Origin of the sequence: Prochlorococcus marinus CUG1415, from assembly GCF_017696015.1 — a bacterium.
Lineage (GTDB): Bacteria > Cyanobacteriota > Cyanobacteriia > PCC-6307 > Cyanobiaceae > Prochlorococcus_A > Prochlorococcus_A marinus_AE.
The window spans coordinates 603,141-614,805 of sequence record NZ_JAAORL010000001.1; the positions used below are offsets into that span (position 1 = coordinate 603,141).

Sequence of the window (11,665 nt, forward strand, 5' to 3'; positions counted from 1 at the left end):
ATGGTTTTAGATATAATTTTATTTTAATGTCATTTACTTCCTACGATATTCCACCTCAGGAAAATAAAGGGAAGTGGTTTAGGAGTCATTTACTTGGGAAGGAAATTGAACTTTGTGAATTGTATAGCCTTAGCCCAAATGATTTGGATTTGATTATGGCTGAGACTGCAGAAATAAGAAGCGACCTTGATTTTAAGGAGAAGAATATTGGAAAATTTAGGACTGCAGGATATTTTTTGGAGTTAGCACGGATAATTGAGAAAAGGAATTTTTTAGAAAGCTAATTATAAGGAAAATAATTCTTTCTAGAATTTGGTTCCCATAATTCGTACTTGTACATTAAAGATTTAAATTTTCTATTATTTTCAAAGGAATCTAACCAGTTTTTTATTGGAAGTTCCAAATAATTTGTTATTTTTTGACTTTCACAAGCGATTTTAAATTGTCTGACAAAAGGCCAAACAGACCAATCCGCGATTGTGGGGTGATCTCCGAAAAAATATTTATTTTCTGTAAGAAGCGCATTCCATCTTTTAATAAATTTAATGGCTTTGTTGAAATGAAATTCTTCATTACTATCCTGATATCTTGTGGAATATTTAAATCGATCCAAATGATATTTGAATTCGTTATCGTTTTCATTAATTATTTCAATAATGTCTACCTTCTTATTATTAGGAAAATAGATATTTTTAATGTTTTTCTTTTTTGACTCTGAGAGTGCCCATATCATGATTTCTAGGCTCTCTTCAATAACTTCACTATTTTCTTTTATTAATATTGGAACCGTTTTTGTCTTAGATTTAATTAGAAAATCAAAGGGTTTATTTTTTAAATCAATTTCTCTAATCTCAACTTTGAGTTCGCAAATTAATAGAGCCCATCTAACACGAATTGCGTATGGACATCTTCGAAATGAATATAAAATATCGTTTGTCATTTTGTAAAAACTTTTAATTTACTTGATTCTTTTAGTATTATTTAGTTAGGAATAGATTTAATTTTACAACGCAAATGTCGGGATATGTTTATCTTATAAGAGTCGGAGACCTTTATAGAATTGGGAAAACTGATAATCTTGATCAGAAAATTAAGAAATTGAACCCAGATGAATTATTAACATCAATTATGACAAAGGAGCCAGAAACTCTTGAAGCAAGGTTGCTAAGAAAATATAAGTCGCAAAGAATACCTGAGACTGGTTATTTAAAGCTTTCTAAAAGACAGATTAGAGAATGTAAAAAGCACTTTGAGTTAAAGGGAAGCTTACCTCACACTTTAGATGCTGAAGTTTCCATTGCTCTATTTGCATCTTTTTTATTGTTTTCATTAAGTTCCTTGATTTTAAATTATTTAAATTTTGGATTTGTAAAATCTATATCGTATTCTTTTGGAGCTGCATCTCTACCAATGGTTGTGTTATTTATTACAGGTAGTTTTGGGGGATATTTTTCTGAAGATTTATCTCTTTTTTCATTGTTAACTAATCGAATAAAAGGCCTATTTATAGCAATTGCAATGATATCAATGGCTTACTTAATTTTCAATTTCGGCTAAAATTCATAATTACAATTTAAGGCAATTTCAAATGGAACTGATTGTGTCGGTAACTTCAGAATAGTTGAGCATATTTCAGCAATATCATCAGGTTGGGTCATGCTTGATTTTTCTAGAGAGGAGATGTCTTGTGCCATGTCAGTATTAACCCAACTTGGACAAATTGCTGAAATTCTTATATTTTTATCCCAACCTTTATTTTTCATTGTTTGGCATAATCCCATCAAAGCAAACTTTGAAGAAGAATAAGCTGCTAGATCCCCTTTAGATCTTTTACCGCTCATTGAAACTAAAACAATTATTCTACCTCTGTCTGAAGCACATAAATGATCCCAAGAAAGTCTACATAAATTCCAAATTGCTAAAAAGTTGATATTCAGTGTATTTAAAATCTCTTCCTCATCTCCATCTTTAAATAAGAAAGGAACTTTTGACAATACGCCAGAACAATTTATAACTGAATCGAATCCCCCGAATTCAGCTACTGTATTTTTAATCCAATTTCTGGCTGAAATTTTTTTTAATGCATCATATTTGTTAATTAAAATTCTTCCTTCTGGCCATTTATTTGGATCAATTACACTTCCTTTTAATGATTCTATATCTCTTATGCCAACACTAATTCTATTGCCTTCTTTTAATTCTTTATGCGCAATATTTAGTCCAATTCCTCTATTAGCTCCACTTATTAATATGGTTCTCATTTAGAAACTATATATTTGGAAATATTATCCTAAGCAACATTTTAAATTCTCTACCATGCATAATCATAAGACCTTTCTTTACACTCCATGGAGCCTTTATAAACATTATGCACATAGCATATACAATCTCTCTTAAGGATAAAGTATCAGTGAGAAAACCATACCATTGATTTTTGGGTAGTTGGAAAAAACTACCAAAAAATTCTCTCAATAGTTTTTCATCAAACCTCATGAGTTTTTCTAATCCAAATTGGTAAAGTGATTTCTTTCTAATTAATTCTTTTGACCATAAAGTTTCCCAACCTCTTCTGGCAATATGATAGGTACTAAGATTTTTGTTTTTAATTGCTTCTGATACTGCTTTTGCGACAAGCGGAGCTCTTCTTAAAACATTACCAATTAAGTATCCAGATGCAGGATGCACCATTGAAGCAGCTCCACCATATCCAAGTATTTGTTGTTTGAAATCTGGTATTGGCATATTCATTGGTAGAAACAAACCAAGTTCTTCATGTTGCATACTTGTGATAGATATATTTCGATAAGATAGCCTTTTCTCCAATCGCTCTTTTAAGTTTTCCATTGTTAAAGGATTTACTAAACCAAGTGATGTCTCTTCAAGAAAATATTTCCCATTCCCCATATCCATTGCATAAAGAAAAGTGGGAGGTTCTTTTTTTTGCTCTTCGTTAAGATGGTCATTTCTGTAATCCATCAATACAAACTGCCCCTTTTTAAGAGGAGGTTTACTAAAATGTCCAACTATCCCGTAACAAGTTTGTACAGCTAAGGGACCACATGATTTTAATTTAAGGAAAACAGGATCATATCCTGTTGCATCTACTACTAATCTTGCAGAGTAAGTATTGCCATTATTTGTAGTGACAGTACTTTTATATTTTTCAAAATGTATTTTATCTGCAAAACCTTGATGCCATTTTATAAAAGACTTATTGCATTCATTAAGCCAAAAATTGTGTAGTTTCTTCTTATCAAATAGTCCGTAATCAAGTGAATGTTCAGTAGCTTTATTCTCATCATGCTGTTCTTCTAAAGCTCCATGGCCAAAAAAACTTACAGTATTCTTCCATCTATATTCCAGCAGATCCTGTAGCCCAAGTTGATCAACTTCTTCCCCCCATATACCATAAGTGTTTGGCCAAGGTTCATATGGTCCATTTGGAGAGAGGACTTCAACATCCAATTTTTCTTTGCCTAAAGCTGATGCAATTGCCATACCTGCAGGTCCTGCACCCAAAACAAGAACATCTGGCAAGCTTTCTTTTAACATTAAATATAAATCTTATGATTAAAGGAATTTGTGAAACAAATTATACTTTCCGCTAATAGGTTTCCATTATTCATTCAATACTTGTAATGAGAGTAGGTTAATAATAATCAAATTACTCAAATACTAGTGAATAAGTTTTCAGTGTTTTAACAATAATTTATAAGATTACAAAATAAAAAAAACTTATATCTTTTTTTTATCATAAGAAATAAATAACAAATTTAAATGATTGAAGATAAAAATATTTTAATTACTGGAGGGAATTCTGGTATAGGTTTTTTTGCCATTATTAATTTACTAAAGACTAAAAATAATTTATACATTGTAATTAAATCTGAATTAAGAAAGAAAGAATTTTTAAGAAGAATTGAAAAACATTTTGATAAAAATTACCTCAGTAAATATTTAAATATTATTGATAATTGTGATCTTTCAGATCTAGAAAATATAAAAAAAATTAAAGATTATTTCATTAGTAAAAAGATATTTTTAGATGTTGTTGTTTTAAATGCAGGATTGCAATATACAGGTTCTTTTTACCCTAAAGTATCAAAACAAGGAATAGAACTAACTTTCGCAGTTAATCATCTTGCACATTTTTACTTGGTAAACATCTTAAAAGATCTTGTTAGAGATAAAGAAGAATCTAGAATTATCATTACATCATCAGATGTTCACGATCCCAAAAGCTCAGGTGGAAATATAGGAAAGAAAGCAGGACTTAATAGTTTAGTTGATTTTAGAAAAAAAGTTACTGGTCAATTTTTAAATTTTAATGCTGATGAATCTTATAAAAATAGTAAGTTATGTAATATTTTGTTTGCGAAAGAGCTTGTAAAAAAATTAAGCATATCCTCTAGAAAAATCTCTGTAATTACTTGGGCTCCTGGTCTAGTAATACCAAATGATGATTCAGGTTTTTTTAGATATAGTAGAAATTTTAATCTCTTTGGATATTTGATTTTTTCAAAAGTTGCAAAAAATATTTTAGGAATTTCGGAAAGTACAGAAAATGCTGGAAGGATTCTTTCTGAGATTGTCCTTGACTCGAATTTAAATAATATTGGCTTCATACATTTAAGTAATAAACTTATATCATTTAAGAAACATAAATTAGTTGAAAGTAATGTTAGTAATGAAGCAAATAGTACTGAGTTGGCTTCAAAACTTTGGATTTTAAGTGAAGAGATTTGCGAATCATTTGGCTTTGCTACTTTCAATATTTAAGGTTTGAGTTGGAAATGCAAACTCTATATTATTAGCTGCGAATTCCTCTATTATTTTTAAATTAATAGATTGTTGAGCTTCCATTGCAGCAAGATAATTATTTGTTGGTATGTAATAAACAAGTTCGAAATTAAGACTGAAGTCGCCAAAATCTGTGAAATGACATCTATCAAAAGATGCATCTTTTGTCTCTTCAACTATTTTTTTAATTATTATTGGAATCAATTTCATAAGTTTTGGAGAGGTTTCATAAACGACTCCTAATTTATGCACTAACCTCCTTTTTTCCATTTGTGCGTAATTTGAAATTATTCCATTTGTTAGGGCGCTGTTGCTCATTACTATTACTTCTCCATTAATACTTCTTATCCTTGAGGATCTTACCCCCACCCTCTCAACCATTCCTAAGACTCCGTCAGATTTTATAAACTCACCTTTTTGAAAAGGTTTATCAAGCAAGATTGTTATATATTCAAAAAACTCCTGAACTGGATCTTTCAAAGCCAATCCTGCCCCAATACCACCTGCACTTAGTAAAGCCCAAATAGCAGTCATTTGAACACCTATATTCTGTAAGAAAAATATTGAGCCAATAGTCCATGTTAATGCTTTTATCAAAGGAGTTAGTGAAGAAATCATTGAACTAATTGAGGAATCATTAATCTTGGATATCGATTCTGTTAAAGACCTTATTAAAACTTTGTTGAGAGCTTTTATGATGATTATTAATATAAATAATTTCAGAATATTCAATAAGACAGAGATAAAAGTTATTTCATCAGAAAAAAAATAGTCAATTGAAAAATAAAATGAGAGGAGGAAACCTATAGGTTTTATAATTCCAGAGATCACCTCAAAAATAAAATCATCGAAATTTGTTTTTGTCCTTTTGGAGACCTTTTTAAAAAATATTTTTGAAAGTTTAGAAATTATTATCGACAATAAAATCCCAATAAAAAAAATAGATATAGCCAAAAGGAAGTTTTCAGTAACTAATCTCATATTCAAATAAACCCTAAAAATTTTTCTCTAATAAAATTTTAAATTATCTCTAAACAACAAACCAGTCTTAATTTTTTTAACTTATTATTATATTTCTAATTTCTTTAAATTCTTTTCTATCCGCAGTTTTGCATAACTCAAAAATCATTGATTCAGTAGTTGTTAAGATCGCCCCCCTTTGAGTCATTCTTTGCAATGCTATTTCATGATCTATCTTATTTCGACTGCCCATGGCATCTGATATAAGAATCACTTCAAATCCTATTTGTAAACAATCTAAGACTGTTTGTTGAATACAAATATGCGTTTCGATCCCACAAACTATCAAATTAGTAATTTTCTTATTTTTAAGTTCTTTTAAAAATTCATCTATTTTAGCTAGGCTAAATTCCATTTTCTCAATTTTTCTAAATCCTGGTTTGGGTAATAATGCAGGTATAGTTACTCCCAATTTCAGTGGGTTCTGTTCAGATACGAATATATTTTCTTCTAAAATTTGGTATGCATTTATTAGCTTTTTGATGTTTTTGACTATTGAATCCTTATTAAAAATTGGTCTTATTATTTTTTCCTGAGTATCAATAATTAGCAAGGCGTTTAGTTTCGCTGATACTTTATCAGAAGAGATTTCATGATCCTTCATCATTTCCTTATTGAAGATACATCTAAAATAATATTTTGAAGAACTTTAGTAAAGATTTAAAATCAAAAAGTTGTTTTACTCTCATCAAGGGTTATTATTGAGAATAGCAATGGGTTGATTTTGTCATTATCCTCGCAGTACAAAGTCATTACATCTCCTCTTGGTGATGGTTTACATAAAGATGGTAAGAGGTTAACTCCTCAGAGACTAAAGGTTCTTAATTTATTTGAAAATATTGGATCTGGAAAACATCTTAGTGCTGAAGAGGTTCATGAAAATTTAGTTAAATCAAGTTCCAAAGTTTCACTTGCAACAATTTATAGAACTTTAAGGCTTTTAGTACAAATGGGTTTGCTTCATGAATTAGAACTCAGTGAGGGTGGACACAGATATGAATTGCTTAGTAACGACACTCCTGACCATCATCATTTAATTTGCATTAGGTGTGGAAGAACAGAAGAATTCGAAAATGACGAAGTTTTAGAAGCAGGCAAAGTTGCAGCAAAAGTTAATGGGTTTAAACTAATTGAATCTTCTTTAAATGTACGAGCTATTTGTCCTAATTGCATTTAGTAGTTTTTAACTTAAAGTCCCTCCACAACTTGATCCTGCACCAGCAGTGCAAGCAAAACAATGTTCTTTTACAGCTACCCCGTAGTCAAAAGTAAATGATTCATCCAACAAATCAGAAAGTGTCTTTGGCCCTTTATTTTCTCGGAAATTTATCTGTTGGTTAAAGTCACAATCATAAATTTCTCCTAGCCAATTTACACTGATAGTCTTTTTGCACATAAGATTTTCTAAATTTTTTTCATTAAAATTTTCTTTTAGTAAGTTGTAATAAGTATTTAGTTTCCCTTCTCTTCTTAGAGATTCTTCGTATCTATTTATTGGCATATTAGTTATTGTGTATAAGCTATTAAAAACGATGTTATATTTTTCGAATAGTATTTTTTTATAATCATTCTCCAATATTTCCTGAGAAGGAGGAAGAATTGGGCTTACAGGATTGTAAACAAGATTTAATTGTAATCCATTTTCTTTCTTTCCATAGCCTAAATCATTGAGGATTTTTATAGCTTTAATACTTTTTTCAAAAACCCCAAAACCCCTTTGAAACTCAACATTATTCTTTTCGTAACAAGGTAGCGAAGCAGTTACTATCACTTTATTTTTTGCAAGAAATCGAGGAAGATCTGCATAACCTTCCTCAAAGAAAATTGTTAAATTGCATCTATCAATAATATCAACTTGTTTTTTGCTTAAACTAGTTATTAGGTTTTTAAATTCTGGGTGCAGTTCTGGAGCTCCACCTGTTATATCTAAAGTCTTGATTTTGTACTTATCAATTATTTTTGGAATAAGAGATATTATTTCATTGGACATCTTTTCAGTTCTTAGAGGACTTGAATTGACATGACAATGCTTACAAGCTTGATTGCATTTATAACCTATATTGATTTGCAATGTTTCTATAGGTTCTTTATAAATTGAGGGGAATTTTTCTTTCATAAATCTATTATTTTTAAATTGTCATTCGAAAATTAAAAAGTCAACTATTTTTTTTAAAGTTTGATCTCTTATTCGCAAGTTCAATAAACCAACTTATATATTCTTTGGGACCATTTTGAAAAACCATATCAAAATTTAGGTTGTCGTAAACATCACTAATTCCCGTTAACCCATTTTTTTTTGTAGAGGGTCTTTCAACTTCACCAGAACTACTATCTACAAAAATTATTTTATTATTAATGCCAAATTCATTACCTAATATTTGTATAAATTCTAAAAAAGATCTGTCACTTCCTCCTCTTAAATAATTTTTCTCACCATTATTTCTTTTTGATGTTACTGTATCACCCACTCCTACAATCAAAGGCATATCTTCCTTTTGAATAGTCCTTTTGCATAAATCAATTTTTTCTCTGAGAGATTTTGGCGAATTTTTAAAAGTAAAATTACTTCCAAAAGGAGCTTTGCCAGTTTTAATCTCAATAAATTTATTTAAAAGAAATAAAACTCCAGAATCTTTAACAGCTCCTTTAATAAGTAATTGTATATCTGTTGATCCAATATCAAATTTAGAAGAAAGTTTAATTTTTTCTCTACCATTTTCATTGCCTAAATTTGGTGAAATATGAAGAAAAAATGAGTTTTTGAGGCCTTCGGATTCAGCTTTTAAGATGATTTCATTCATCATTTTTTCAAAACTAATTTGAATAAGCTTTCTTTTATCAGAATCTTTGTGTACTAAATCAAATAGACTATTGAAATTAATCGTTGGCGAGAAGCGTGTTTCACATATTGATTTTACTGCGTGAAAATTGATATCTTCTTGGCTAAGTTCAGGAAAAATATTGTTAACTATAAAATTAAATTTTGGTCTCATTAAACTAGGTACTTTAGATAAAAAATTTAGTTCTTTTTCTGAGACTCCTTTAAAACTTATTTCACCATTGTTGTCTTGATATTCTACTCCACAGGCAGCTAAACCTCTTAAATATAGTTCTTTGTTTTTAGGCTCAGTATTGCTTTTTACACTCCTTTCTATTATTCTGTTAACCCCTCTCGGACCTTCATGTTCCCCGCAAGTTAATACAAAGAATTCCTCGGCAAGTTCTTTTACTGCATAGATATATTTTAATTCTAATTCTCTAGTCATTGGATCTTTAACTAAAGGAATACAAACTCCGTCTATGTCTTGAATAAATAAGATATTTTTAGAAGAAATTAATTGTTTTTGTAACTTTAAATTATTTGCTATATATTCCATATTTACAATTATTTATCTTTTAATTTAATTTCCATTTTCATAAAAATTATAAATTAAAAAATTCAATATTTACAATAAATAATTTGCTATGGTCAAAAATTGCTTTAATGTAGAGAAATGTTGGTATGGGTAAGAAATTAAAAAAAATTATCAAGAATTTCCAAAAATGAAGAATAATTTCATAGAAAACATAAATGATGAAAAATATTTTTATTCATTGATTAAAGATATAGAGAAAAGCAAAGTTGGCTTCTACAGTGTTGGTTTATATCCTGCATCATTAGCATACAACTGTGCTATGCATGGAAAATCAAATAATATTCTTTTAGCTCCAAGGGAAGGTAGAGATTTGTTAGGTGCTTTTTCTAATGATGTTCTTTTGGGTATGGATAATGAGATTATTGAAAAGATTGAGAGAATGGGACATTATTCTTCAGAGGGGAAAAGCAAGTCTTTTGATCTAAAAGATCTTCTCTTGGAATGCGAGATAGTTATTCTTGCTTCAAACAGTAATCACATACAAAATGATATAAAAAATGCTTTAGAACTCAGAAAAAATTTAAAAAGAGAAAATGTGGTCCTTGGCTGTCTCGTCGGTTCTTTTTGCATTGATAATAGAAATAAAAACCCTTTTATTGTATGTAATAAATATCCAAATTTAGCTTTTTTTACAGGATTTCATCGTCACGGAGCTTTACGAAATCCTAATGATAGTTTTACTGCAAATTTCTGCCATCCTGATGCCCTAACTGCTTTAATAGGAGCTCGCATTCTGAATCAATTGTCACCGAAAATTCAAGTTTCTCCCGGAGTTCATAATATTGAATGTCAATATATAAAATCAATAAAAAATATTTCATCCATATTTGCAGGTTTTGTAAATAACTTTCATTCTGATAAGCCAGGAATGCTACCTACCATTAATACTATTTTGTTAACTCAATGTTTAGATCAGACCGCATCAATATCATCACAAGTTAGAAAAGTAAATAAATTAGAGAATAAATATCTTTCATTAAAAGAACTTGGTTATGGTCAAGAAATAATTAGTGCAAAGGAAATAATTAACGATAAGTTTTGTGAAAAAGGAGATTATACTTTTTCTCAATTAAATGCTGTAAAGGCTGATGTCTTAGGTAGTATGACTCTACCAACTGAAGGAAAACCAACACGTAATTTTCAAGCAGGACAAGTTTTATCAGATATGCTTTTGCAACTCAAAAGATGTCCAAAAGATGTCTCAGAATTTGTAAATTGGTGTAATAAATACTCTCTCAGTCAAGGAGGTTTAGAAGGTCTAAAATCTTTAAAATTTTGGCCAGACATTTATAAAGAATTCAAAATCAAAAATAATAATTGTTCAATGATTAATCTTATTTATTTATGCTTTAATGCTAATTCAGAAGAAAAAAAAGAAATTTATAAGGTTTTAATTAGTTCAGAAGAAATCACTAATTTTTGCCAAGAATCTGTGAAATCTGAGTTATCTTTAGAACTAAATGAAAAATTAAAAGGAGATTATCTTTTTAATGATATTGAAAACCTTTACAAGAAACTTTTTTTTAACAAAAAGGAAAACGATCTTAAAAAAAATGAATATAGTAATCAAATTTCTAAAAAAAATCCAAGTTACATCAATGCATTGAAAATTATTAATAATTATTTTAAGAATTGATTATTTGTTTAATTTACTAAAAAGCTAAGTTCTTCATTTATTTACTAATCTTGATTGCGGGGTTAGAATTATTATGGTTTTAAAAGGTTTTTTTGAAAAAGGAATTATCACATCGTTCTCATGAACTTAAAGCTCTTGGTTGGAATCAAGAAGACTTAACAAGATACGAAGATTTATGGGACTACAGTCAAAGATGGGGATTAATAAATTTAGAAAGAGAAGATAGACAGTTTTTAAAGAAAGCAGAAAAGTTACTCCCAAAGATCCAAAATAAAAAGATATCCGTAAAAAAAACTATTGAAGAAAAATCATATTATTTATGGTTAAAATTTTACCTCGATGAAATTAATATTTTTAGTAATTCTAATCTTCCAAAAAACAAACATGGTGTTTGGACACTCTTAATTGAAGAGGAAATAAAACTTCTTAAGGAATTACAGCCAGTTATGGGTCTTCCAGATACATTAAAAGCCAAGAATCTATTCGAAAATAGAAAAGAGCTCATAAATAAAGCTTTTAGCGAATTTGACGCTAAAAACAACAACAAGGGCTTCAATTTTGATGAGGTTCTAAACAACTCTGAAAAAGATGTTGGCAAGAATTGGAAATCAATTACTCAAAAAGATCCTGAGGCTAATAAAACTTTTCCAATAATTGATTCTGCAAATATTGAGAAACTCAGATCTGCGATAAGAGAGGATTTGAGTTTATATATGAAAGATAATTACCCTTCATTAAAAAAGGATTTATAAATATTTATCTTTTTTTTGTTTTTTTTTTCGACTTTTTTAAG

At 29.1% G+C, this 11,665-nt stretch carries 13 protein-coding genes; 6 read left to right on the top strand and 7 right to left on the bottom strand.

Annotated features, from left to right (window positions below; all coding sequences use genetic code 11):
* Nucleotides 1-26: 26 nt before the first annotated feature.
* Complete coding sequence (locus tag HA143_RS03380) at nucleotides 27-284, top strand: hypothetical protein (protein ID WP_209083225.1); 258 nt, start codon at nucleotides 27-29, stop codon at nucleotides 282-284.
* Here HA143_RS03380 and HA143_RS03385 read toward each other — a convergent pair.
* Nucleotides 281-940, bottom strand: coding sequence for a glutathione S-transferase (locus tag HA143_RS03385; RefSeq protein WP_209083226.1), 660 nt, complete (start codon nucleotides 938-940; stop codon nucleotides 281-283). The genes HA143_RS03380 and HA143_RS03385 overlap by 4 nt on opposite strands.
* Nucleotides 941-1,014: 74 nt before the next feature.
* Between HA143_RS03385 and HA143_RS03390 the strand changes: the two genes are divergently transcribed.
* The gene (locus HA143_RS03390) at nucleotides 1,015-1,557 is read left to right on the top strand and encodes a GIY-YIG nuclease family protein (protein ID WP_209083227.1); all 543 of its coding nucleotides are present in this window, start codon (nucleotides 1,015-1,017) and stop codon (nucleotides 1,555-1,557) included.
* On the opposite strand, the gene HA143_RS03395 is transcribed toward HA143_RS03390, so the two are convergent.
* Together HA143_RS03395 and crtL are read right to left on the bottom strand one after the other, a co-directional pair.
* Nucleotides 1,554-2,261, bottom strand: coding sequence for an SDR family NAD(P)-dependent oxidoreductase (locus HA143_RS03395; RefSeq protein WP_209083228.1), 708 nt, complete (start codon nucleotides 2,259-2,261; stop codon nucleotides 1,554-1,556). The two genes, HA143_RS03390 and HA143_RS03395, sit on opposite strands and share 4 nt — an antisense overlap.
* 7 nt (nucleotides 2,262-2,268) lie before the next feature.
* Nucleotides 2,269-3,552, bottom strand: a complete 1,284-nt coding sequence (gene crtL / locus HA143_RS03400; protein WP_209083229.1) for a lycopene beta cyclase — start codon at nucleotides 3,550-3,552, stop codon at nucleotides 2,269-2,271.
* 225 nt (nucleotides 3,553-3,777) lie between these two features.
* Between crtL and HA143_RS03405 the strand changes: the two genes are divergently transcribed.
* Nucleotides 3,778-4,779, top strand: coding sequence for an SDR family NAD(P)-dependent oxidoreductase (locus HA143_RS03405; RefSeq protein WP_209083230.1), 1,002 nt, complete (start codon nucleotides 3,778-3,780; stop codon nucleotides 4,777-4,779).
* Here HA143_RS03405 and HA143_RS03410 read toward each other — a convergent pair.
* A complete protein-coding gene (locus tag HA143_RS03410; protein WP_209083231.1) occupies nucleotides 4,750-5,781 on the bottom strand; it encodes a mechanosensitive ion channel family protein in 1,032 nt (343 codons plus the stop codon). The two genes, HA143_RS03405 and HA143_RS03410, sit on opposite strands and share 30 nt — an antisense overlap.
* A 76-nt stretch (nucleotides 5,782-5,857) precedes the next feature.
* On the bottom strand, nucleotides 5,858-6,424 hold the full coding sequence (locus tag HA143_RS03415) for a hydrolase (protein WP_209084435.1): 567 nt from the start codon (nucleotides 6,422-6,424) through the stop codon (nucleotides 5,858-5,860).
* A gap of 120 nt (nucleotides 6,425-6,544) precedes the next feature.
* Here HA143_RS03415 and HA143_RS03420 point away from each other — a divergent pair, with 120 nt between their 5' ends.
* Complete coding sequence (locus HA143_RS03420; protein WP_209084437.1) at nucleotides 6,545-6,997, top strand: Fur family transcriptional regulator; 453 nt, start codon at nucleotides 6,545-6,547, stop codon at nucleotides 6,995-6,997.
* Nucleotides 6,998-7,003: 6 nt separating this feature from the next.
* Here HA143_RS03420 and arsS read toward each other — a convergent pair whose 3' ends face one another.
* Together arsS and stpA are read right to left on the bottom strand one after the other, a co-directional pair.
* Nucleotides 7,004-7,936: an arsenosugar biosynthesis radical SAM (seleno)protein ArsS gene (arsS, locus tag HA143_RS03425; RefSeq protein WP_209083232.1), complete on the bottom strand. Its 933-nt coding sequence runs from the start codon at nucleotides 7,934-7,936 to the stop codon at nucleotides 7,004-7,006.
* A gap of 40 nt (nucleotides 7,937-7,976) precedes the next feature.
* Complete coding sequence (stpA, locus tag HA143_RS03430) at nucleotides 7,977-9,197, bottom strand: glucosylglycerol 3-phosphatase (protein ID WP_209083233.1); 1,221 nt, start codon at nucleotides 9,195-9,197, stop codon at nucleotides 7,977-7,979.
* 166 nt (nucleotides 9,198-9,363) lie between these two features.
* On the opposite strand from stpA, the gene HA143_RS03435 reads away from it, so the two are divergent.
* Both HA143_RS03435 and HA143_RS03440 read left to right on the top strand, forming a co-directional pair.
* Nucleotides 9,364-10,872: a hypothetical protein gene (locus HA143_RS03435; RefSeq protein WP_209083234.1), complete on the top strand. Its 1,509-nt coding sequence runs from the start codon at nucleotides 9,364-9,366 to the stop codon at nucleotides 10,870-10,872.
* Nucleotides 10,873-10,964: 92 nt separating this feature from the next.
* Nucleotides 10,965-11,624: a hypothetical protein gene (locus HA143_RS03440; RefSeq protein ID WP_209083235.1), complete on the top strand. Its 660-nt coding sequence runs from the start codon at nucleotides 10,965-10,967 to the stop codon at nucleotides 11,622-11,624.
* Nucleotides 11,625-11,665 lie beyond the last annotated feature (41 nt).

Coding starts and splice junctions, on each gene's coding strand:
- HA143_RS03380 (WP_209083225.1), top strand. CDS start 27: ATGTCATTTACTTCCTACGATATTCCACCTCAGGAAAATAAAGGGAAG.
- HA143_RS03385 (WP_209083226.1), bottom strand. CDS start 940: ATGACAAACGATATTTTATATTCATTTCGAAGATGTCCATACGCAATT.
- HA143_RS03390 (WP_209083227.1), top strand. CDS start 1,015: ATGTCGGGATATGTTTATCTTATAAGAGTCGGAGACCTTTATAGAATT.
- HA143_RS03395 (WP_209083228.1), bottom strand. CDS start 2,261: ATGAGAACCATATTAATAAGTGGAGCTAATAGAGGAATTGGACTAAAT.
- crtL (WP_209083229.1), bottom strand. CDS start 3,552: ATGTTAAAAGAAAGCTTGCCAGATGTTCTTGTTTTGGGTGCAGGACCT.
- HA143_RS03405 (WP_209083230.1), top strand. CDS start 3,778: ATGATTGAAGATAAAAATATTTTAATTACTGGAGGGAATTCTGGTATA.
- HA143_RS03410 (WP_209083231.1), bottom strand. CDS start 5,781: ATGAGATTAGTTACTGAAAACTTCCTTTTGGCTATATCTATTTTTTTT.
- HA143_RS03415 (WP_209084435.1), bottom strand. CDS start 6,424: ATGAAGGATCATGAAATCTCTTCTGATAAAGTATCAGCGAAACTAAAC.
- arsS (WP_209083232.1), bottom strand. CDS start 7,936: ATGAAAGAAAAATTCCCCTCAATTTATAAAGAACCTATAGAAACATTG.
- stpA (WP_209083233.1), bottom strand. CDS start 9,197: ATGGAATATATAGCAAATAATTTAAAGTTACAAAAACAATTAATTTCT.
- HA143_RS03435 (WP_209083234.1), top strand. CDS start 9,364: ATGAAGAATAATTTCATAGAAAACATAAATGATGAAAAATATTTTTAT.